Origin of the sequence: Nocardia wallacei, from assembly GCF_014466955.1 — a bacterium.
Classification (GTDB): domain Bacteria; phylum Actinomycetota; class Actinomycetes; order Mycobacteriales; family Mycobacteriaceae; genus Nocardia; species Nocardia wallacei.
In genome coordinates this window covers 1,936,485-1,962,474 of sequence record NZ_AP023396.1, presented here as the reverse complement: position 1 = coordinate 1,962,474, position 25,990 = coordinate 1,936,485, and the positions used below count along the sequence as shown (strand labels likewise).

At 67.1% G+C, this 25,990-nt stretch carries 1 protein-coding gene; it reads right to left on the bottom strand.

Translation table 11 applies throughout. The features are described 5' to 3' along the window. Window positions 1-689 precede the first annotated feature (689 nt). Window positions 690-25,976 (bottom strand): PfkB family carbohydrate kinase, encoded by a 25,287-nt coding sequence (locus NWFMUON74_RS08825; RefSeq protein ID WP_187687346.1) that lies wholly within the window; start codon window positions 25,974-25,976, stop codon window positions 690-692. Between the last annotated feature and the right edge of the window lie 14 nt (window positions 25,977-25,990).

Here is a 25,990-nt window from a genome sequence, read left to right as displayed (position 1 = left end):
ATCTGCGACGCACACGACGCCATGGCCTTCCTGCCTTCCGCACTCGATCGCCGCTTTGTACATCGAATGCCATATCTGTTGGGCGGTCGCTCCCCTCGCGACGCGGAACCCTGGCAACTCCGACCCATCCGTCAACCGGACCATGAGGTCGAGCACACCGTCGGTCTCATGGTCGCCCACAAACAGCTGCAGACCTCTCCGGCGCGCCTCACCCCAGACCCGTGACAAAGGTGTCGGGTGGCCACCTACCCATCTCCCCTTGTTGTTATCCCACCACGCCGGCCCATCGCGGAAAAGGGACATCTCGAAGAATCGATAACCGGTTGGCGATGAATCGTCGACCAGTTCTCGCATGACCGAGCGTTTCACACCGGTCAGCGAGAGGGGGCCCGGCTACGGGACTCTTGCAAGCGCTGGAACGTCTCGAGATAGTCACCCGGTGTCAGCATTCTCCCCAAAGAGAATAGGCGGTCCAGTTCAGCATTCGCCACATCCGCCATCCAGTCACGAAACTCGCAAGCCTGCCGCATCCGCTCACGCAAATCGTCCGCGTATGGATCTCCCATTCCAGTGGCCACCCCGGCATCGGTGGCCCGACGGTAGTATCACTCGCCGCCGAATCATTTCGCGATACTTCGACGCCTGCTCGATCGCGTTCTGATATTCCGGCGAATACCGGTCCGTGGTGGTTACCTTCCGCGAAGGGATCGGAAATTCTCCGGCCGAATACGCGCGGGGCGCGAATCGGCAGCAGACGCTTCGCCGGGGGGCGGAGAGTCCGTCACCGTGACCTGCGGAGCGGCCCCGTCGCGCTCGGCCCATGGCGTGCGCCGCGGTGCCTGATCGGGGACGGGATCGCGCTCCGGCCGTCGGTCGTCCGGCAGGGAGTCGGCATCCGGGTTGAAACGCAGACCTGGACTGATGGTTTCGATCAGGCGGCCGCCAGTGTCACCGAGCTTGGTTCGCAGGCTCCACACCTGCGTGGTGAAGCGCTTCGGGTTCGATGAGCGGTCGCCCCACACCGCCAGCTCTATCTTGTCTCTGCGCACGACCTGGCCGGCCTTCTGCAGCAGGCAATACAGAATTCCGAACTCTTTGGCTGTCAGGAATACCTCGACGCCCTGGCGCCAGACCCGGCGCGCGACAGGTGACTGTCTAATTCCACCGAGCTCGATGGTTCGGGAATCGTTCGCGACGATCTCGTCCACGAGAGCCCGGTCGCCCGGCAGGCCGTCGAAACGCCACCCGATGTTGTCGAGAGCCGTGATACACCCTCGGTCACCGAGTTTGTCTCGCAACCTCGTGACGGAGGTGCGGATGGCGACCGCAGAAACCGTGTCCTGCCACGCTGATTCCTCGATATCGCTGTGGGATACGACGAATCCGGCGTGCTGCAACAGCAGCCGCAGTAGATGGAATTCACGTGGCCGCAACTGAATGTCCTCGCCGTCGACCGCTACCGTGTGCGCGGCCGGGGACAATCGGATCCGGCCGACAACGATCGTGCGCTCCCGCACGCCCAATGGCTCGACCGCGAATCGTGCGCCACCGTCGAAGCGGTATCCGGCGGAAGACACCGCGGCTATCAGGTCCGGTGCGCCCAACTGGCGTCGAAGGGCGAATATGTAGCCGTCGACCGCGTTGTCGTGCACGGGCGCCTTGTCCCACAGTGCGCGTTCTATCTCCGCCCTGGAAACGACCCGGCCGGATTGCCACATCAGGTAATGCAGCAGCCTGGACTCGGTCGGACGCAGCGTGACCGATCTGCCATCGACGGAGGCTGTGCGGGTGCGGGGATCGTGGCGGACTCTACCGACGGACAGAATGATCTCAGGCTGCCCCACCGGGGAACCGTCCATACTCCCCGCCTGTTTCGCCGACCATGGCGTCGAGACCGACCGCGCATTCCCCGGCGAGTCGTCCCGGGAACCGATCAGCGGGCCTCGCACACCGGTGTTGTCACGCCACAGCACGATCGGTTCGGGCTCGCCGTACACCCGCCCGGTGTCCTCGGCGACGGGCGCCTGGGTATCGGCCAGGGACCAGGCGAGCCGGTCGATGTATGCGGCACGGAATTGCGGGTTTCGCAGAGCACCGCGAAGCAGGCTTCTTGCCGCATCCAACTGCGCCTGCGACGTCTCCTTGGTTTCGTCGAGCCTTTTCTCGACGGCATCGAGCCGCAAACTGTATGCGGCGGCGCCCACCGCACCCTCCGCGACAACACCCACACCCTGCCGCGTATCGACCGATTCACCCGCACGCAACGGACGCGCATCAGTGAGCAACTCGTCCGGCCTCGGTTCGTGCACGAGCCGCAGGAAGTCGCGCTCCATCAGCTTCGCCCCGGCGGTCAAGAGATATCCCAGCGTCACGGTGTCCAGCCGACGAGCCTCAGGATGATCGGGATCGGCCAAGTACACCCCGTTTCGGGCTGCGGCGAGCACCACTGTGCTGACGAGCAGACCGGTGTAGTCCAGAATCTTGTGCGACTTCGGCGTCTCGGCCACGATCGGCAGTTCGGCCACTGCCCGCGCGTACTCGTAATACTGCGGGTTCAGCGGCGTACGCCTCCCCTCCGGGAACAACCCGGTCACGCGCAACTCCGGCGGTAGATACTCGGCGATGTAGCGATCCACCATTTCCAGCTTGCCGATCGCCGCCACCCGGGTCTCATGCCATTCCAGGAAGGCCGCCGCCGCCTTGCTCGCCCGCTCCTGCGGTTCGAGGTCGTCAAATCCCGTGGTGATCGAGGCGATGAAGGAGTCGAACAACTCCGGCGTATCCTTCTCCGCCACCAGCTGCTTGAACCGCTCGAGTGCATTCGATGAGTTCTTCTTGGACTGCCCCTTCTTCATCAACTCCTCGAACACCGCCGCGGGTGACACCGCACCGGCGAAGTCAGGGTAATTCGCCGGATCGAACGTCTCCCCGGTACTGCGGCGCAGACGATACGCGCCGACAGTTATCTCGGATATTCCCCCGACAATTTCACTCAGCCTGTCCGGTCCCTCTTCCAGCGCTTTCTTGCCCTCGATCTCCTTGTTCCTGATAGCTGTGACCTGATCGAATATTTCCTCGGCAAAGGAACGAAGCCCGTTGGTGATCGGTGACAGGAACCTTTCGAAGATATATGCCAGCGCTGCACCCGGCCCGAGCAGGAAGGACCCCACGACGGTGAAGGGCGATTCCGCGATCGCTTGGCCCAGTCCCTTCAAGGTGTACGGAGCGGGGCCTACCCACTTTCGTTTCGCATCGGGCAGCGGATCCGGCAGCGTCAGTCCTCGATCGAGCAACTCGGCGATCCTGGTAAGTGGCTCCCGGACGGCATCATCCCATTGCTTCTCCTCATAAGCGAGGTTTCGCTGTGTCCGAACAGCCCGTTCCGCGGCCGTGAATCGGTCGGTTATGCCAGTCACTCGAGACGAGACAATGTGCCAGTACACTCCTACGGTGCCCAGCAGGCCCAGCCAAGGGTCCCCCAATGCCCACGTGACCAAGGCGCCGGCACCCGCAGAGCCGACCGGCGCCACCGCTCCCGTGGCGAGCATCACGTTGGGGCTCGGCGAATTCACCGGCGCCGCTTTGGTGCGCAAAGCTGCCGGCGCCAACCCGTACCGTTCGATCAGGTCGGCCAGCTCACGCATTTCGGTATACAGCCGTTCGAGACGGCCGACGAGTTCGATCAGCTTGCTCTTGTCCGGCGCCTTCTGCTCGGCCAGATATTTCCGCAGTTGCCGAGCCAGACGCAGCGAATCCTCGCGCAATCGGATGTACTCGTTGAACACCTCGCCGCGGACGGCCACGGCCATCGTCTGATCCACCAGGTCTTCGGGTGCCGAGTACAAGGGCTTCAGGCTCGCAGACCGCAGGCCGCCGAAAAATCCCTCCGCGGCTTTTCGCGCGAATAATCCACCGAGCAGCGCCGGAGCAATCGGAGCGCCGCCGACGCCGGCGAGGACCAGACTGCCGCCCACCCGCGCGGCGCCGTCCAACAACTTCCCGACAAAATGATGGTAGAAGTACTTTCTACCGTCGACCTGGTAGATGAAATGCCGAGGAGCGTTGTCCGCGCGCCTACTGCGCACATACTCGACGTAGACCCCGTACCGACTGCCCGCGAGGTATATCGACCCGGTCAGAGTTCCGGTCGCGCCCCGTAGTTTGTAGCTCGGATCGTCGGCCAAGAAGTAGGTAAATCCGTTCGATCCGGCGGCGATCAGGGACAATCCGTAATGCAGGGCGAACGGTGGCGCGGCTTCCGGGTGCAGTACGCGTGGTTTCCGTATCCGCAGCGGACCCCAGTGCTGTCGTATCGGTGCTTCCAACCGGGCCGACAGGGCGAGCAGAGCCGCGCGGCGCTCCTGCTGTAGCGATCGCGGACCACGGGCGAATTCCAGCCGCCGCAGCACCTCGCGGCGGAGGTCGAAGAGGTAACGCCATTGCCGGTCGGTCCGCGGTTTCAACGCCAGCAACTCGTCGAGCGCCAGCAACAACACCGCGTCCACCCGTGCGGCCCGGGTGGCGACCAATGTCCCGCCCTCCCGCACGTAGCGCGGATCCTGCGGCCGCACCTTCCCGTACCCGCGGTGCTGATGCACAGCCTGCGCGAGCGCCTGGGTGAGCGCCACCGTCACCGCATGCCCGAGCTCCAGCGTGGACGCCGCGCCCGACGCCCGGATCTGCTCGGTGCGCACCAATCCGCCATTCGGCGAACTCACCACGAGCCTGCGATGAATGGGGTCGACCCGGACGTCGAACTGTGCCTTGTTTCCGTCGCGGAATGTCAGGGTCACCCTTCGACACGTATTGTCGTCGCCGACCGGGATTTCCCGCACCCCGTCCGCGGTGCGCACCAGCACCGTCGCACCATGGTCGACGGCACCGTACTCGGCGGCGACAGTCGTGACATCGAGCAACCGCAGCGCATCGGCCGCCACACCTACCCCGGCTCCGATCAGCCGCTGGGCCTTCTCCGGATTCGGGGCGGCTTCGGGCAATCGCGACAATTTCCACAACGCCGGATCGCGCCGGGTGGAGACGTCCGCGACCGCACCGACCCAATCGCCCCGGGCCGCCGGCTTCGCCAACCGGACGACGACCTCGGTGAACTTCGGCTGACGCCGTCCCACCACCGTCGGGTCGGGCTCGTACCCCACCGTGGCGTCAGGTTCGCCCTCGACAGGCGAGTCGGGTTTGTCGTCGACCAACCGGTCGGGCCGACGCACGAAGACCCGGAACGCGAAAGACCGTACGCCGTCTTCCCGATCGCGGTCGGAAGTCACCTCTTCCCAGTCCGGGAACCGGCGCAAGATCGGCGCCACCCGCTGGTCGAGTTCCGCGAATACATCGGCACCGGCGACAACGGCCCGCACGAGATCATCCGCATCGGACAACCCGGCCGTATCGTGCAACCGCACCACGTCCGGTGCGACCGGGTCCGTCACCAACGAGGCCGCCGGACCCTTCGTCACCGTATGATGGACCCCCCACGCGGGTTCGGGCCCGAGACCGGCGAGGTCGGCGGCACGCCGCGCCGCCGCGGCCTCGAGTTCGGGAAACGCCTCCGTGCACTCATCGATGCTCACGGTGCCGTCGGCGTATCTATCCAGATAGAAACCCACCGTCTCCACCGACGGCACGACACGTCCCCACTCACAGTCGTTCAGCATCGTGCTGGTCGTTTTCGCCGCCGACGCCGCATCCACCAGCGAGTCGGTGGCGCCCTGCCGAAGATGCCTCAGGTATTCACCGACGCTGCGGTATCCCTCCGGATAGCACGGTATTCCGGGTGCCAAGGCTCGCAGATACGCCTGGATCTCCTCCGCTGCGGGCTCCATCATCCCCGTCTCGATCCGCTGCATCACCTCCGGTGCCAGCCCGGACTTCTCGGCGACGAACCGCGGCTCCAGTCCGGCGTCGACGCGCAGCGCGGCAAGACACACCCCCACGCCGCCACCGTCACCCCCGCGAGCCGCCACGCCCATCCGCGCCTGCGACACTGCCGACAGCGGCAGCAACGACGCCAGACCCCGCAGATACCAGGTCACGTTCTCCGGCGAGAGCATCACCTGCTGCTGCGTCTTGTGCCCGGTCCGAGTCTCCCACCCGGTCTCCCACCCATCGAGTTCTGCCACCGACAGTCCCAACCGCACCGCGAGTTGCTCGGCTCCCACGCGGGCTCGCTCTCTGAGCGACCGCAGCATCGAACCGACCCGCGGCGACGCGACCGCCAGGCCGGGGAAGAAGTGCGCCGCGAGCGCCGAATACCATTGCCGGGCACCGGGGATACGGCGCAGGAGAGCCCGCACCTGCGTGATCGTCAACACCGCCCCGCCTTCCGCCTCCTCCCACGTGCCCTCGGGCGCGGCGATGACAGCGTCCATGCGTTCGAAGGTCCGGGAACCGCGGACACGCCGCGCCCAATTCGCGACGGAACCGGACGCCTGCGGGTGGGAATGAGACGCGGTAGCCCCGCTCTGCTCCGCGGTCGACACCCCCCGCCGCAACACCAGATCCCCGCCCGCGCCACTGAATCCGCGCTGTTCCAATCGGCGCCGCCTGCCGAGCAAGCCCGTTGTCGAGCGTGGCCCCTCGTAGAGCACACCGTCGCCTTCGAACGCCAGCCCGACCGGACGGAAGTTCAGGCCGCCTACCCGCTCCGCTACGTCGATCGCGGCCTTGTCCTCCTCCGGGTCCGCCTGCATGCTGAACCGAGGTTCGGTTCGGTGCAGCAGGAACGTGCTCAGCATCGCCTCCGCGATGCCGAATCCACGCAAACCCTGGTCCACCAGCATCGTCGTGATATGAACGTTGGGCTCGGGCCGGGTCGCCACGGCATTCGGATAGCTTCCGGGAGCACGGGCTGTGCGCGCATCGGAGAATCCGTTGAATTCCTGTTTGCGTTGCCCGGCACAGAATCCGACGAGCCGCCCGCCCGGGCCACCCAATTCGGCGACCACCGCTCCCCAGCGGCCCACCGGATCCGCCAATTCGTCGAGGTGGAGTCGCGCCGGATCACCGTCCCAGCTGTCCCGGTTCAATCCGACCAGTGACAGCGCCATTCCGGTAAGTTCCGGCCCGGTCACGTACCGAAGAACGACATCGTCGGGCAGCTCGTCGAGCGAGCGGCGCGGCCCGGTCGCAGTCGGTTCCGGCTCGGTCCGCACCGGCTTCCGCAACACCAGATTCCCGTCCGCGAGGCCGAATCCGCGTTCTTCCAGCTGCCGCCGCCGCTCGAGCAGCTCATCGACAGAGCGCGTTCCCTGATAGAGCCAGAACGTGTAGGGCGAGTCCCGGTTCGGGTCCTGGCGCCCGAGCTGCCCGAAGTCCGTGACGCCCACGCGCTCGACCACTTTCAAGGCCGGCTTGTCCTCTGGACGCACATACACACTGAACAGGGATGTTTCGGTCCGATTGAGCAGGAATTCGTTCAACATCGCATCGGCCATACCGAAGCGACGCATACTCTGATCCACCACCATCGCGGTGATGTGAACATTGGGCTCCTCGAAGCGGGCGTCAAACGGAAGCGAGCTCCCGGTGCGGCTGCGCCGCGAACTCGAATGCACCACACCGAGATCCTGCCGCCGTTGCCCGAGGCAGAATCCGACGAGACGAGACCCGTCCGGCTCGACCGATTCGGCCACCACGGCCCCCCACTCGCCTTCCGGATCGGACCACTCCTGCGTTCCGAGCCGGGCCGGGCCGTCCCAGTTGTCCCGTTCCAGATCGACCAGGGAGTCCGCCAACCCGACGAGTTCGGCACCCGTCACATAACGGAAGACGACATCGCCCGGAAGCTCGTCGAGCGAACGCCGGGCCGGAACTGTCCCACTGTGGCGTCCTCCCGGTTCCGGCAATGGGGTCTTCGGCGCTTCCGCGTCGTCGTCGGACCGAGTACCGATCAGCGGGCCTCGAAGTTTCGCAGTCCCGCGCCACAGCGCGATCGGCTCGGGATCAGCGACTCCGCGCCCGAGATCCTCGGCGATCGGCTGCGTGGTGTCTGCCAGCCATCGAGTCAGCCGGTCGACATACTGTGCCCGGAAACGCGGTTCACCCAACGCGATACGAAGCAGGTTCCTGGCCCGCTGCTGATCCTGCCGGGGCTCGGACTTCGTATCCAGCGTCCCTCTCGACGACGGTATATCGAAGAGCAGGGCGTCCAGGTTCCAGTCGTGCGCGAGTCGCCGAATATCCCGCTCGATCAATTCCGCCCCGGTGGTCAACAGCCTGCCCAGAACGGCTTTGTCGAGCTGCGGCGCCCCGGCATTCACCTGGTCGGCTGTATACTCCCCGCTACGGACCGCGGCGAGCAGGGCGACGGCACCGAGTCTACCGGTGTGGTCCACTATCTCCTTGGCGTCCGGGGTCGCGCCCACGAAAGGCAGTTTCGCGAACAGCTCTGCGAATTCGACATACTCCGGGTGCAGCGGTGAGCGTTCAGCCTCCGAGAACAAAGCCTCGAGCTGCAACTCTGGCGGCAGGTGCTCGGACATGTAGCGAAACACCATTTCGAGTTTGCCGATCGCCGCGACTCGCCCTTCGTGCCAATACAGGAAGTCGCTCGCCGCTTTTCCGGCACGCTTCTCCGGCTCGATATCCTCGATTCCCGCGGAGATTTCCGACAGGAATGCGTCGAACAATTCCGGAGTTTTCTTCTCCGCTACGAGCTTCCGGAATCGCTCCACCGCAACCCAGGAGTTCTTCTCGTCTTCAGCCGTTTTCATCAACTCGCGAAATACGGCTCTCGGCGAAACCACACCGGCCGCGTCCGGAAAGTTTTCCGCGACAAAGGTATCGTCGGCGCGCTGCACCAGTTTCTCCGCACGAGCCACGAACCCGGAAAGTCGTGGTTTTATTTCGCGGACATCGACCGGAGCGTCCTCCAACGCTATCGCGGCATCGGCTTTGTCGGTTCTACGTGAGATTCGGTCGTCCAATATTTCCTCGACCCAATCCCTCAGTTTGTTGGCGACCGGGGAAAAGAATCGGGCGAGCAGCAGCGCCACCGTCAGACTCTGACCCATACCCGGCACCCAGAAACCCGGAACGGTCAACGGCGCGACCGCGCCCCCGAGGATGACCCCGCTGTGTAGATGCGGATAGAGACCGGCCTGCTTCTGCTTCGCGTCGGGCCGCGGTTGCGGTAGGTCCGGCTCCACGTCGAGTAGCCGGGCGAGTGCGAAGACGACCTCCCGCAGCGCGTTGTCCCACTGCTTCTCGTGATACGCATTGTTCCGCTGTACACGGGTGGCTCGCTCGGCGGCCCGCAGCCGTTCGCTGAGATCGTTCAACGTGCTCTCGATGAACGCCGAGAACACCGGAGCCGCTCCCAGCACGAGCCCCACCCAGGGATTGCCTGCCAGCGTCGCGGCTCCGAGACCGATCGACGCCGAACCAGCCTCCGGCAACCAGTTCATCTTGAGTATTCGCGACCTGGTGGGCGAGCGCACCGGTGATGCCTTGGTGCGCAAGGTGGCCGGGGCGAGACCGTAACGGTCTATCCGCTCCGCTATTTCTCGCATTTCGCCGATCAGGTCATGGAGGAGGCCGAAGAACTCGTCCGCCTCTTCCCCGTTCGGCGCACTTCCCGCATCGATGCGCCGCAGCAGCAGCCGTAGTAACAGCAGCGATTCTTTACGCAGTTCGGCGTATTCGTCGAAGATCTCGTGGCGAGCGGCCGCGGCCAAAGTCTGCTCGGCCAGATCGACCGGAGCCCGGTACATCGGCTTCAGGCGGCGCGACTTCATGCCCAGAAATATTCCGTGCGACATGCGCTTGGCGAAAATCTGCGCGAGCAGCGCGGTATCGACGGGGATGCCGAAATTCATCAGCATCAGACTTGCGCCGATTCTCCCGGTGACATCCATCGACGCGCCCGAAACGTTGGCCCAGAAATACTTGTTGTTCTTGACCTCGTAAATCCAGTGGCGCGGAGCCGTATCCGCACGTCGGCGCGCGAAATCACTGTAGGTGAGGTGTCTGCCGAAAGCGATGTACAGGGAACCGGTCACGCTGCCGACAGAATAGCGCGACACCTGACCGGCATTACCGGAGACGGCAGCGGGTATAACATTCGATCCCGCCGCGATCAGAGAAAGCAGAAAGTGCACGGAGAGCGGCGGCGCGTCTTCGGGGTGCAGCAGGACGGGCTTGCGTATTTTCAGCGGTCCCCAGTGCCGTCGTATCGGGTATTCGAGCCGTGCCGATATCGCGCGCAGCGCCGCGAGGTGCTCGCGTTGCTCGGCTCGTGAGCCCCTGGCGAATTCCAGCCGTCGGAGATACCCGCGCCGGAGTTCGAACAGATACCGCCGTTGCCGCCGCGTCCGCGGTTCCATGCTCAGCAATCGGTCGGCCGCCAGCACCGCAACGGCATCCGAACGAGCTGCCCGAGTCGCCCGCAGTCTCCCCGTCCGGTCCCGCTCGTATCGGGGATCGTCCGCGGTCACCTTCTCGTGCGTGCGGTGGACAGTCACGACGTGGCCGAGCGCCAGCGTGAGGGCCATCGCCACCGCGTGCGCCAATTCCAGCGGCGGCGCGGCACGCGGCGCGCGGATCGGCTCGTGACGGACCAGCCGTCCGTCCGAGGAACGCACCACCAGGCGGCGGCTGAACCGATCGACATCGACGTCGAACCGGGCCGTGGTCCGGTCGGTGAACATCACGGTGACCGAACGGCACGTGGTCTCGTCGTCGACCGCGACCATCCGCGTCCCCTCGGCGGTACGGACCGCGGCCTTCGCACTTTCCGCCGCGGGTCCGTAATCGGCGACGACAGTCGAGACGTCCAGACAGCGCAACGCGTCGGCCGCCACAGGCACCCCCGCGCCGATGAGCCGCCGCGCCTTCACCGGGTCCGGGGAGGCCTCCGGCAACCGCGCCGCGCGCCACAGCGTCGGGTCCCGCCTGGTGGAGACCTCGGCCACGCCGACCCACTCCTCGGCGGATGTCGGCTCAGCGAGTCGGACAACGACTTCGGTGACCTTCGGCCGCCGACGTGCCGCCACCGTCCGCCACCAGCGCCCCATCGCCGTCCGGGGTTCGGTCTCGGAGGCCGCCACCGTCCGGTCGGGTCCGCGCTCGAAGACCCGGAACGCGAAAGACCGCACGCCGCTTGCGCGATCGACGTCGGATGTCACCTCTTCCCAGTCCGGGAAGCGGCGCAATATCCGCCCCGCGGACCGGTTCGTGGCCGCGAAGACATCCGCACTCGCGACGATCGCCTGTACCAGATCGTCGGCATCGGACAGGCCCGCGGTACCGTGCAGCCGGACACCGCCCGGCGAACCCGCATCCGGCGCCACCATCGATGCCACCGTTGGCTTCGCGGCCGGTTCGGGCAGCTGCGAGTTCGCGTCCTCGGCACGCGCTGCGGCCCGTTCTCTTTCGGCGGTGCGCCGTGCCGCCGAGGTCCCGAGTTCGGGAAACGCTTCGACACATTCGTCGATACTGACGCTGCCGTCGGAGTATTCGTCCAAGTAGATGCCCACCGTACGCACCGAGGGCACGGCGCGGCCCGACTCGTAGTCCTCGAGCCCGGCCGTGGTCATCCCCCCGCCCACCGCATTCGCCGCTTCGACGAGCGTCCTGCCGGAACCCTGGCGGAGATACTTCAGGTACCTACCGAGTTCGTTGCGGTATCCCTCGGGATAACACGGCGTAGCAGGCAGCAATGCCCGCAGGTACGCCTCGACCACGCTGTCCAGGGGCTCGATGAACCCGGCTTCTATCAGGGGAACATCCGCCGGTTCCACCTCCGCCCGCTCGGCGAGAACTCTCGAATCCAGCCCCACATGAGCGCGCAATGCCCCCAGGCAAAGCCCTATTCCGGCACCTGCCTGCGACACCGCCGCAGCCGGCAGCAAGGAAGCCAATCCTTGCAGATACCAAGACAATTCATGTCGCGACTCCGGCCAGCTCGCCGTTGCCTCCCACTCGTCGAGTGTCGTCACCGACACCCCCAGCCGCACCGCGAGCTGCTCGGGCCGGACATTCACCCGCTCCCGGATCGACCGCACTCGCGAGCCGGCCCGCGACGGCGCGCTCCCCAGATCCGGGAAGAAGCCTTCCGCGAGAGCGGGATACCAGGCACCGGCACCCGGAACACGCCGCAGCAGCGCTCGGACCTGACCGATGGTCAGGTCGGCCCCGCTCTCCGCCTCGCGCCATGTGCCATCCGGCGCGTTGATGAGGTAATCCATCCGTCCGGGACTCATACCGAGCAGCTGGCGAACATTGCGCGCCCACATCGCGGCCGAGCTGTGAGCGTGTGGATGCAGCCGGGCGATGGCCTCCCGGCGCTGCCCCTGAGTCACCCGCCGCAGCACCAGTTCCGGGCCGTCGCCGGTGAAACCCCACTCCTCCAATTGCCGCTGCACAGCGCGCAACTGCTCGTCCGACTTGGGCCCCTGATAGAGCACGTCCTGCGCGCCGACGGATCTGCCGAGCCGGAGTCCGAGCGGACTGAAATCCGGCCCGCCTACTCGTTCGAAAGCCCTTATCGCCGTTTCGTTCTCGGGGAGCACATGCGTGCTGAACGAGGACTCGGGCCGGTGCCGCAGCAACGTGTAGACCATCGCATCCGCCATGCGGAAGCCACGCAGGCTCCGATCCACCAGCATCGATTCGATATGAACATTGGGCTCCTCGATCCGAGGATCCAGCAAACGCATGTCCTGCCCCGACGGCACCTCTCTCCGAGCATCCAGATATGTCGATCCGCTGAAATCCCGACGCTGTTGCGCGAGACAGAATCCGACGAGCCGCCCACCCGGACCACCTACCTCGGCGACGATCGCCCCCCATTGCCGGTCCGGATCCGCCCACTGATCGAGCCGGAGCCGGTCGGCATTACCGTCCCAGCCGGTCGCGTTCAGCTCGACCATGGCGTCCGCGAGGTCGGCGAGTTCGGCGCCGGTCACATACCGGAACGCGACATCGCCCGGCAGAACATCGAGCGAACGCCGGCGCTCGACCTCCTCCGGAGGCGCGCTCGGTGTCGGCTCCTGTCCCTCGAGCAGCAGATTCCGATCATCGCCGGTATAGCCCCACTCCTCCAATCGCTGCCGCACGTAGTCCAATTGCGCATTCGAGCTCTCCCCCTGGTAGAGCACGGCATTATCGCCGTGCCGGAATCCGAGCGGACGGAAAGAGGGGCCGCCCACCCGCTCGGACGCCCTGATGGCCGCCGCATTCTCGGGGAGCACATGCAAACTGAACGAAGTCTCTGTTCGATTCCGGAGAAACGCGTACATCATCGCGTCGGCGATACGGAAACCGCGCACACTCCGGTCCACCAGCATCGATTCGATATGAACGTTCGGCTCGTCGAACCGGGGTTCCAAGGGAATCATGTTCCGAGTCCCCCCGGGCGGTACCCGTGCGTCCAGATGCATCGAATCACTCAGATCCTGCTGCCGGCGACCGATACAGAACCCGACGAGCTGCCCACCCGGACCGTCCAGCTCGGCCACGATCGCGCCCGGTGCGACCGCCGGATCCCCCCACCATTCGACGCCCGATCCGGTCGGGTCACCGTCCCCGCTGCTGCCGTTCAGTCTTTCCACGGAACCCGCGAGGTCGACCAGTTCCTGGCCCTGCACATATCGGAAAGAGATATTGCCGGGGAGCATACCGGCCGACCGCCGAAGCGCGACCACGTCCGGTTCCGCACCGGCCCAAGGATCCCAATCCTGAGGAATCGCCGCGATTTCCGGTTCGGGCTCCTCGGCGGTTTCCGCACGCTGCTCCCACACCACCGCGGCACCCGCGCTACGGTATCCCCACTGTTCCAATTGCCGTCGTCTGCGAAGCAACTCCAGAGTGTCTTTGGGCGCCCGATAGAGCAGGTCGTTGTTATCGGTACCGAGTCGGAGCCCGATCGGCCCATGGTCTGTTCCGGCCACCCGCTCGTACACCTTGACCGCAGTCTCGTTCTCCGGGCGCACATACAGGCTGAACGAGGACTCGCGCCGGTGCAGCAGCAATGTGTAGAGCATCGCATCCGCTATCCGGCGGCCACGCATACTCCGGTCGACCAGCATCGTGGTGATGTGGACATTGCTCTCGGCGAACCGGGGATCCAATACGTCCGGATTCTCGCCGCGCTCCCCGGACGTGCGTGTGTCCAGATGGAGTGACCCACTCAGGTCTTGATTCTGCTGGGCCAGGCAGAATCCCACGAGTTGCCCGCCCGGACCACCGACCTCGGCGACGACCGCTCCCGGCACGGCTCGCGGATCCGTCCACCAGTCCAGGCCGAGCCGGGTCGCATCACCATCCCAGCTGGTCTCGTTCAACTCGACCACCGAATCCCGCAACTCGGCGAGGTCACGCCCGGTCACGTACCGGAAGGAGATCCCCTCTTCCGGCCCGGACGCCGAACCGCGCGGGCCCGCGGTGTCAGCACCGGACCGGTCACCGCCGTCCGCATCGTCGGACCGGGTACCGATCAGTGGACCGTTTCCCGCGCCCGGTCGTGACGCATTGCCCCCGAAACGCCAGCCCCCGGCCACCCGCACAATAAATCCCGGGTCCCCCAAACGTCCGCGCAGGGTCGACACATAGCCACTGACCGATTCCGGCTCGATAGTATTGCGCCAGATATCTTGTCGCAGTTCTTCCAGCGATACGGTGTCCCCGGCCCGCCGCATGAAATACTCCAGCAGTTCGAGCAATTTTCCGGTCACCCGGACCTCGGTCTGGTCGACCCACACCTGCCGGGACTCCGGCCACAGCTCGACCCGCCCCCTTCGAATAGCGTCCCATGCGGTGCGCATTCCGGAATCGAATCGGTAGCCGGCGCCGGACACCGGCACGATCGCTCCCTCGACGTCCAATTTGCCCCTGAGCCTGTGGACGAGCACACGGAGCGCGTTGTCGTCGACGAGCGGCTCACCCCACACCGCCTGCTCGATGACACTTGTGCCGACCACGCGCCCCTGGTGCAGCGTCAGGATGTCGAGCAGCGCGAACTCGTTGTCGCTCAATGAGATTTCGTCCAGCTCGTTCTCATCGAAGTCGGTCTCGCTGCGGTCGACCCAGACCCTGCGCGTCGCCGGATCCAGCCAGACCCGACCGGCGTTGAAAATCATCCCCCCTGCCGAGGGCGTCCGGCGGGGTATGTCTGCTACCGGCTCCGCGTCCGAATCGTCCTCACCGGCATCTACCGTCGTCGCACCCGCGCCGGATACAGCACGCTCTCTTCGGACGTACCCGGCCAGCTCGCGCACCGCGAACCGCTCGAGTGCCTGAACATATTCCACGGGCTGGCCCAGCTCGGCAGCCGTCCGCTCGTCCGACCAGCCCCGCTCGAAACGCGCGGCCAGGTATTCGCTCTTCATCGAGCCGAGACGAGCAAGACCTCGTTCCCATTCCGCCCGTGTCATCGTGCGCAACACGCGGCCGATCGCCGCGCCGACATAATGCCCGTGGGCCGACCAGATTTCGTCTCGCGTCCGTTCGAATGCCGAGTCTTCTGCGGTCGCATCGCTGTTCTCGGCGGACGTACCGTCACCAACCGCACGACGCAGACCCAGATCGTGGTGATACGGCATCGAGGCGTAGCCGCCCGGCCGCGCGATCGTGTGCGCCGCGGCCGACAGTGCGGTCCGGACGGCGGAATCGATCGAATCACCGCATTCCAGGCGCACGGCCAGGGTCGCGGTGAAAGAGTCACTCGCCCCGATCGTCTCCACCACGGAATCCACCGGGTCCGCCGGATACAACCGCGTATTTCCGTCGTGACACACCGCGCATCCCGCCGCGCCGAGGGTGACGACGACCGTCCGGACAGCGAACTCCCGGGACAGGCGCGCGGCCAACCGTTCCGCCGGGATCGTCGCGCTGTCCGGGTCCACGGCCGCCAGCAGCGTTCGCGCCTCGATCTCGTTGGGTACCAATACATCCGCCATGCGCACGGTGTCGACGGAGAAGCGTTCGGGCGCGGGAGCGGGCTGCAGCACGATCTTCGTACCGTCGCGGCGGGCCACCTCGCAAATCTCGGCGATCACATCGTCAGGCACTTCGTACGTGATCACCGCGACATCGGCGGAGCCGATCAGCTCGGCGGTCCGCTCGACATCGGCGGCGGTCAATTTGACACCGGGCGAGGTGTGTTCGAGGAACGACGCGTCCCCGGCCGCGGTATCCAGCAGGCAGACGACGGTCTCGGTGGGTGCTTGCTCCTCGATCCGCGTCCACCTCGAACCGATGTCCTCGCGCGCCAGCACCTCCTCGACCTGCGCGCCCGGAACATCGCGGCCGATGGCCGTCACCAGCTGCACCTCGGCACCCAGGCGTGCCGACTGAGTTGCCAGACTCAGTCCCTTGCCTCCGGGGTTCATCCGCACGGAACCGGCGTCCGCCGATTCACCAGCGCCGGGGAAACGGTCGTAGCCGATGATGAGATCGGCCACGGCACTGCCCAATACGACGACGCGCGGACCGCTCGTCGTCCAATGGTCGGCGGGTGGGCTCGTCTCCGCCGCGGCCCGGTCCGCCGCACGGTCGGGGATTTCGCTCAGGAACCCCAGCGGACGAGGCGGATCGGCCGCGTCGGCTACGGCATCATCGGCTGCCCGCCCCGGCAACAGGGCCGAGAGCAGAGCCGCTGTCTCGGCCGAGTCCGGAAGGTCCGAACCTTCCTGTGACGGCAGCCGGTTGATCACGACAGCGCGCTCACTCGTCTCGACAGCCGCGTCGATCGCCCGGACAACGTCGTCCGACACCTCCGGCGCGATCAGTACCGCATCGGCGGCCCGCAGCGTCGCCAGATTCCGCTCGACATCCTCGACCGTGACATCGAGCGCGGGCGGCGCGTACCGAAGTACGGATTCCGCACCGTCCGGCCGGACAATGCGCACGACACCGGCGGACGGCTCACCCTGCGCGATTCGTACTGCGCCGGAACCGCTTTCGTGCTCCAGAACGGCCTGCGCACCCTGCCCGAACCCGTCGTCACCGACCGCACCGATGACGGAAACCTCCGCACCGGACCGCGCCAACGCGACCCCTTGCCACAACGCCGCCCCACCGGGAATCACCCGCATCGCCCTGACCCGAGCGGCCGCCCCAGGCCCCGGCAACTCGTTCGTCTCGATCGTGCAGTGGAAGGCAGGCGAGCCGACCACGACGATGCGGGCTGCTTCCGGCGCCCGTTCGCCCGGTCCGCCTTCGTCCGATCGCTGACCGATCGGCGCGCTCCCGTCCCCCGCCGCGTCGTCCGGCGTGCTCCCCGGCACGTCGGTGCCGGGAATGGACACCCCCAGGCCAGCGGCGGCCCTCGCCTTCCGTACCGCGATACGGGACGCCACTGCGGCGAGCATCTCGTCCAGCTCACTGTTCGACGACTCGGATTCGGTGGTCAGGTTCCGCAATGCCGCCGCCCGTTCGCCGAGGGCACGCACTTCGTCGGCCAGATCGGTCGACCACGACGCCAGCTCGCGATGCTCTGCCGCAGCCCTGCCCAGGTCCCGCTGCGCGCGGCGGCGGTCCTCGGCGGTACCGGCGCGGGCGGCCCGCGTTCGCAGATCCGCCAACCGCAAACGGGTCTCCGCCTCCAACAGCCGTGCGTCGTCGATCGCCTCGTCCAGCACATCGATCGCGCGAACCCAGGAGTCGTACCGGTGGAATCGGCGCGCGTTGTCGAGCGACGATGCGATATTTCGGAACTCCTCGAGGACACCGATCTCATCCGCTGCCTCGGGTGCATCCTCGAGTTCGGCGATCCGCTGCTCGGCCCGCTCGACGGTCACCGCTGCCGGATCGGACGCCCATTTCCGTGCGATCCACTCGGCCAGATTTCGACGTTCCGTTTCCAGCCTCGCCCGTGGACCGGAGCCGGGGCGGATCGTCCACACCGACTGGTCGTGGACCGCTGCGCCGGGCCGGGCGAAGTCTCGGCGCGCGGCCGCACGCGCCTCGGCGGCCTGCTCGCGCAGCACGACCAGTTCCGGGCCCACATTCAGTAGACGTGCCGGATCGCGCGAGTCTCCGAAAGACGATTCCGCGCACGCGAATTCGCGTGCCACGCCCGCAAGCCGGCGGTCCAACTCCTCGGCCGCCGCACGATTTCCCTCGACGAACGCGGCCGCATCCGCCAGCGCCTGTAGTTCGGCGAGGTCCTGTGCGGGCTGCCACACCTTTTCGAGCTCATCCCGCCCGGCATAGGAGACCGCGGGTGTCCCGTCTTCCTCTTGCGGGAGCCTGGCATCGTCACGCACCAGACGTTCGAACTGCCTGTCGGTGAGCGGTGAGAGCTTCGACCGCACCCAATCACTCGCCCAGCGGAGTTTGTGGTCCAACTTCTCGTATTCGAGCGATCCTGGCCGCAGCCGCCGGAAATCCAGGCCGTGACTTTCGGCCAAAGCTTGGAAATACCGGTTGTTCGCTTCCGACCGCTCCCGTACGTTCGTCCACTCTTGATAGCCCTGTGCGATCTCCTCGAGCCGATGCGCCGTAGCGGCCAGTCGCCGGTGCATCGCCGCGATCTCACCGGTCGGCTCGTTCCGTGCCCTCGCTTGTCGCCGCCAGGAATGGACATCGCGTAGTGCCGCTTCGAATGCCTCGATGCGATTGACCCGCTGGTCCATTCGATGAATCGCGTCGACTGTTTCCATCACCGAGTAGACCGCGTAGAGCCGGTGGTAAGGTCCTTGCAGCTCGGGCCGCAATCCATACTTGTCGAGGCGGCGCGCCAACATCTCCAGCCTCGTCCGTATCTTCTCGAGATTCGAGAAACTCTCGACGGGGATGTCCAGCTTCCGCGCCATCGCTCGGCACGCGGCGTCCAGGTTCTCCGTCCATTCGACTTCGGTAGGAGAACCCTTGCGCAGCAACTCCTTCTGATCGAACCCCCATCTCAGCGCGAACCCGGACAGTAGCTTCTGCAGTCGTACGGACTCGATTTCGGCGGCATCCCGGAAGCTGTGCAAGGCCGTCCCCAGCCCGGCGTTGTCATGATCATCGATCTCACGAGCCACAAATCCCAGCCGATAGTCCAGGAGGCGACGCGCAGTGTCGTTACGCTCGGGCGAACCGGTCGGTTGATTCACGTGTCGAGCGTTCTCCTCGAGTCCGTGGGCCCGCTCGACCAGACTGTTGAACCATTGGTCGTGGTACTCGAACAGTTCGGTAGCGAGGATTACCGCCTCGAGCTCTCGCAATCGCTGCAGCAGGGTCCCCAATCCTGGATCCTCGCGGTCTGCGGCCAGTTCCTCGCGGCGAAATCGCTCCGCGAGCGCCGTCCGGACTCGGTCGCGCAGTGCGAGTACGCCTTTCAGCTCGTCGGAACCCGGTTGCGCGCCCGATCCGGTCAGATCGCGGCACTCGGCGATACGCGCGTTCAGATTGGATTCCGCCTGTCGACGCTGTGTCCGCGCGTCCTCGAGTGCTGTGCCCAGCGCGTCGATCCGCTCGACGCGCTGCCGAAGCGTCACATCGTCGGCCTCGGCACCGTGCTGAGCGAGCCCCGCACGGGCCTCGGCGTGTATCCGGGCCAGGTGCCGGCCCGGATACACGCCGGAATCGGCCGCGGGCGATACCGGACGACTCGTGTCAGGAGGATCCTGATGCCCGCTCGGCTCGGGGATGTCGTCAGCGGAACGCTGTCCCGCAAGCGCGTACTGGACCTGGTATTCCGGAGCACATTTCAGCGCTCGCCCCTCGCCGTCGAATTCCAGGGCGGGGACGTAGCGGTCGGGTTCGTTGAGTTGGTCGAGCTGTGTTTGCTTGGTGGCCTTCCAGGTGACGAAATCGATGGCCGTGTCGAGCAGCGCGGTCCGGCTCTCGAGGTTTTCGGGCGTGGTCACCAGACGCCGAGGGCCGGCGGCGATGTCCAGTACGACCAGGTTCGGTCGGTCGCGATCGGTGCTGTTGTTGTAGACCGTGACCAGGTGGCCCTGAATCCACGGAGCGGCATTCTGATCCGCCACCCGGGGCAGGCCGGACAGCGTCGAGATCAGGTCCGCGATCCGGGTGGCGTCCCGGACGCGCTCGGCACGGCTCCTATGCTCGGCGGCGCCGAGCCGCCGCGCGGCGTGGTGGTGGTCCAGCATTCGCCGGGCGTAGAGACGGTCGGCATGCGATGGCGCGGCGTCGACCGCGGCCCGGTAGGTGACGACCCAGGCGCTACCGCCGGGCCGGTCCACCAGGGAGTCGGCCACCTCGTCGAGGTTGCCGAAATTGCGGAAACTGCCTCCGCCCGAGGCCAGTTCGACGGTCGAATTGTCGTGTCCCGCCAGCGGGGTGTAGTCGGGCATCCAATCCGTCAGGGCTGGATTGTCGGCGCCGTACAGCACGCGGCGTACTGTCACGCCGTTGTTGACACAACCGTGCGGAGTCCGCCGGTGCATGGCGATGACTACCTCACGCAGCGCCGTCGTAGCGAGATACTCCGATGCCGCCGCGACGAGCGCGCCCGTCTCCGGGCGGGTGGTGCCGGACGACGCGCGCCGCGCGAGGGCAGCGGACAGTTCCGTCCTGGCCGTCTCGGCGGTCACCTCGGTCGAGTCGATCCCCAACGCCTTCGCCAGTTCCCCCCGCGCTCTCGCGTGCGCCCTGCCGACCGTACGGATTCCCTCCGCACCCTCGAAATCGTCCCGGTCGCCGGAACCGCCCTTGTCATCGGAGTGGTTCTCATTGTTGGTCAGCGCGGCCAGCAGGGCGTCCCGGCGTTGTGTCAGCAGTTCGAGCGCACGCTCGTCGGACAGCAGCGTGTCCTCCACCAACGAGACCGGCGGCGCGTTGTCGAGATGATCGTTCAACGCCGCCACAGCCGCCGGGGTGAGTCCCGCACTCACGAGCAGGTCGTTCAGCTCACCCTTGGCGCGTTCCTCGTCGTTGTCACCGAGTTCGGCCTCGAGCGCGGCCACCGCCTGCGCCGCGATCCCCAACCACCCGGCCACCCGGGCGAGGCGGTGCCCCGACGATCTCCTCCGCGTGCCGGGCGATGGCGCACTCGCGTCGGTGGTGGTCGCCGGTGCTCCGGGCACGGAGACCGCCGTCCGGTCGTCCGCCGCTGTCGGCGCACTCCCGTCCGGGCCATTCGAAAGACGCGGGCCACTGCTTCTCCGCCGGGTCGAGATCGATTGCGGCACAGCGCTTTCCGCATCGTCCCGCCCCGATTGGCGGTCGTCTGCGGAACCGGTCGGCACCACCGGTGTAGCGGTGTCACCTCGTTTCGGTGTCGTGCGCCGGGACGGAGCACGCCTGCCTCGGTCGGCGTGGTCGGCCAGCCGGTCGATGATGCTCGGCGTTTCCCCCGACGAGGCCGCCGGGTCGGCCGTCCGGCCGTCAGCGATCATCCGGTCGATCCAGTCCGGCTGCGCGATGTCCGGCGTTCGCCCGCCCTCGTCCGACAGGTCGCCGGCCTGCGCCGGAACTACGGACCTATCGGAGTCGACGGCGTTGTCCATCGGTGCGGTCGCTCGGGTGGGCTGCGCTTCGCCCGTTTCGATTCCCTCATGCGCGGGCGTCGTCTCCGGTGCGATGGGCGGTGCACCGGAATCGTGCTCGCGTACCGCGTATTCGGGCTCGAAGCCGGTCGCGGGCGCCGACTCACCGCCACCCTCGGCCACCAACGCGCGGCCACCGGCGGTCGCCTGCGCCGCGATACGGTCACCGGATGCCCCGGCGACGTTCGGTGGCTCCAGCCGGGAATCGGACGGAGCGTGAAGCGCGTCCGTCGATCGGGCGTCGGAACCAGGCCCGGCGTCGCGCCGGGAATCGTCCCGATTCGGCTCCGGGTCTCGGCCCGGGGACAACCGCGGCTGGTGCCGGTCGATCGCGCCGTCGGCGTGACTCTGCGTCGGATCGGCGGGTTGCGTTGCCGGAGCGACTGTTTCGCTTGCGCTCACTTCGACGAGTCGATCGGCGCGGCGTTCCTCTGCGGCGTTGTCGGCGACCGGTGCCGCATGCCCCTGGGAGACGCGCCGCATCACCCGCTCCAGATATGCCCGTTCGGCCGCCTCGTCCTGCACCCAGGGTGTCACGCTGCGTAGTTCCCGCTCGGCGGCGGCGAGATCGGCGGCGGCCGCGGCGACCTTCGCGGCGGCCGCGTCCTCGGCCGGGGCCGACCGCGGCACGTCCCGGGTCGCGGCCGTGCGGGTCGCGTGTTGCTCGGCGACGGCTTCGGCGTGTGCGGTTGCCGCGGCCCGGTAGTGGACGACCGCGATCTGCGCGCCGTGGTGGTGGGTCTTGGCGTACAGGTCGTCGCCCGCGGCCACGTTGAAGCAGAAGCTGCCGTTGCGGCCGTTGCGGCCCGGACGCGAGGACCATTGGTGATCCTCGTCGGGATTGGTCGGCGAGCGCCCCAGCATATGGGCGTGCAGTCCGCCCAAGGCGTCGACGTCGTCGGTGATCGACACATCGAAACCTCGCCCCAGCATGCCGGTGCCGACGGTCACCGCGCCCAGACGTACCGGGTTGCCCCGCTTGTCGAGGACGGGATTGCCGTCCTTGTCCAGCAGCATGTGGTTGGCGCCGGCGCCGTCCTTGACCTCCAGCAGGTGTTCCTCGGCCGCATTGTTGTCGCGGTGTCCGGCGAACCATCGGCCGTCGATCGACTCGTGTTCGACCCCGGCCTTGTCCAGCATCAGCGAGAACTTCTGCGCCACATCGTTGAAGGGACAGATCACCAGCACCGGACGCCCCTCGGCCCGCAGCTGTTCGACCCGCCGGACCGCGTCCTTCAGCTTCTCGGCCTCGGTGAGGAATATCCGATCGGGTTCCGCCACCCGCTTCGACGGAGCGAAGTCCGGCACCGCCGCCAATCCGCCCTGCACCGGGAAGTTCTGCTTGATTTCCGGAGCTGTCCGTTCCAGCGTGCCCGACATCAGCAGCAGCCGATCGTACTGAGCGGCCACGTCTTCCACCGTGACCTGTTTCAGGCCCTTGCCGTCGGTATAGATGTCGACCTCGAACATCGCCTCCAGCATTTTGTGGCGGCCACCGAACCAGCGACTGTCGGTATTGGTCTTCGGATCGCTGCGCGGTTTCCCGTACTCGTCCAGAATCTGGATCTTGCCGTCGAAGACGATGAAGTCCCGATTCAGTTTCAGCCGGCCCGCTTTGACATCCAGGAACGCACGGGCCATCTCGGTCTCTTCGCGCGTGAAGGTGCGGCCGGTATGCCGTTCCCACAAGGCCGCCACTGTCTCGAGGCACTGGTCGGGTTGCGTACGCAGCGACCGCGACGTGACCGATCGAGCTGCCTTCCGCTCCGCCGCGGTGAACGATCGGCCACCGAGCTCTTCCAGACGCTCGGCCAGCCTCGGTGCGTTCGTGATCCGGCTCCGCAGCACGACCTCGAGGAATTTCCGCACCTGATTCACCTGTGCGGCTTCGACGTCCGACGCCTCCTCACGCTGTCCGTCGGACAGGTAATGCACGGTGGCGTTGTGCGCGAGGACCGCGTCCGCCTCATCGATGGTCGCGGTCTTCCCCGGCGGGGGCTGGTCGTGCAACTGTGCTGTCGCGCGCTCGTCGTAGGTCATGTAATACACGGTCGGGCGGTCCGGCTCGCCCGGCGGATGCTGTGGATCCCAGCGGGCGACGTCGTACCCGAGACTGCGAACCAGCTGCTCGAATTGCCGCAACCCGTCGTTGGCCAGTGTCTCGGTCGTGGTGATCACGTGATGGATCCGCATCGACTGCCCGCTCGCGAGTTCGACGGGCTCGCCACGCGACAGCTGCCACAGCGAATCCAGCGCTCCGACAAGCGATTTGCCCTGTCCGGTGCCCATCTGCCGCATGAGACCGCGTTCACCGAGCAGGAACGCCATCGCCTGATTCCATCGCGGGGTCAAGCCGGTGCCCGCCCGGATCGCGTCGAGAAAACGCAGCAGCGACTCCACCGCGTCGCCGTGCTCCATCACGTGCCTGCGCCGCTCCCACGACTCGGCGGCCAGCTCTCGCTCCCGGAGGCGATGCAGTGCTACCGCGTCGTTGGCCGCGGCTTCGAACCGGGCGAGCTGTTCGGGGGTGAGATCCGCTTTCACATCGGGATTCCCGACCGGAAGATCCGCCAGCTTGTCGGCCAGGTCCGCTGCCGCGAGACGAACGTCGGCCACCGGGTCCGAGGTTCCGTCGGCGGCCGACTGGTCGGGATCGATCCGGTTCGCTTCTCCCGCCGCCGGTTCGCGCGCGGACTCGCCTTCGGTAGTCGTGCTCCCCTCGACCGGCGAAACATGTGCGCTCGCACCGTCGATCGGGCGCCCGCTACCGCCTTGCGGCGCGGAAACGGGTTCCGCCACCCCCGTCGTCGATCCCGCGTTCGGCGCACCTTCCGTACCGGACGACCCTGCCGCGGTCGCACCGTCACCACCCCCCGCCCCGACCCGCGGCACCCAACCGGGCACCTTGGGCGGCAGCACCGCCCCCTCACCACCCCGCACTCTCCCGCCGGACCCATCCGGCGCCACCGCCCCCTCACCACCCCGCACCCTGCCGCCCGACCCATCCGGCGCCACCGCACCATCACCACCCCGCGGCCCGCCACCGCGCGCTCTCCCACCGGACCCGTCCGGCGTCGCCGCACCGTCACCGCCCTGCACCCTGCCGCCGAACGTATCCGGCGTCGCGACAGCAGCACTGCTGCCGGACAGTGTCGCACCGTCACCGCCCCGCGCGGGCGTGGTCGCTCCGGTCGGCGCACTACCCGGCGTGGGTTCGGCATCCGATGGACGCGTCTCGACAGGGACGGCCCGGTCTCCCATCGTGGCCGCATCCGAACCCGCCCGCACACCGCTGGGTTCCTCGGCGGTCGACCCGGTGGCGGTCGCGGCCTCTCCCCGTCGCTGTGCGGGCACAGAAGTAGCGACCGGCTCGGTGGCTTCCTGGAGTAGCGCCCGGGCGTCGTCGCCACCATCCGCGGCGGGAGCGAGATACCCGCTGTCACCTGCCCCACGCGGCGAGTGATCGCCGTTCTGGTGTCCGTGGAGACCGCCGGGCCGCGAGTCGACGGGACCGGAGACCGTCGGATCGGGCGGCTGTACCCGCAGACCGGACGAAAGCTCCTCGGCGCCAGGGATTTTCGGAAGGTCGTCGCTCGCCGACGCGGCGAGTCCCCCCGGCGTTTCCAGACGCGTACGCGTATGCGCGGCGGCTTCGGCGACACCGAGCAGGACGTTGCTGCCGACCTCGTTCCACGTCAGCTGGAACTGGCCGGTCATCGCATAGCCACCCAGCGCGCCACCGATCGCGCCGCCGAGACCACCCGCCACGGCGATCACCGACCCGCCCACGAGCAGCGAGGCGGTGCCGGGCAACAACCGCTGAATGCGCGGCAACGCGGGCATGGCCAACCCGGCACCCAGCGCACCACCCGCCGCGGCGCCCGCACCGGCGACCGTAGCCACGGCGACCGATTCCCAGTCCATGCCGTCGCGTCGCCCCGCACCCACCTGCCACGCCTGAATTCCGGCGTCGACCCCGCCGGCGAACGCGGCGAAACCACCAACCTGGGTCGCCAGCAGACCGGCCCGCTCGACAGCCGCCGCGGCGCCCTTCCCGACACGCATCGCCACGAATTCCGCCCAGCGGGCCAGATGCCTCGCCCTGGCCTCCGACAGAATCTGGAACGCTCGGATCGGGTGCCAGCCTCCGGCGACCATGATCTGGTAGACCGTCATGAGACCGAAGGCGGCCATCGAGGCCACCTCTTTCTCGGTGTCGGCGTTGAATTGCGTGGTGCTCTCGGCCAGCCGGCGGCAGAACTCCCCGGAACCGGCCGTAGCCTCGGACAACCGGCGCGCGGCATCCGAGATTCGGTCGTGCAGTTCCGCCCCCACACCGTCCGGCAGTGCCGCGATCTCCGCATCGATCCGCTCGACCGCCCGGGCCAGCGCGGCGGCCGTCTGTTCGAGAGCCGCAGCGGCCCGGCCACCACTCCCGGTATCCGCTGCCGGAACCTCCGAGCCGAATACCACGACCTGAACCGGCTCCGGCAACTCGGCCAGCAATTGAAACGGCGTCGTCATGACTCATCCCGACC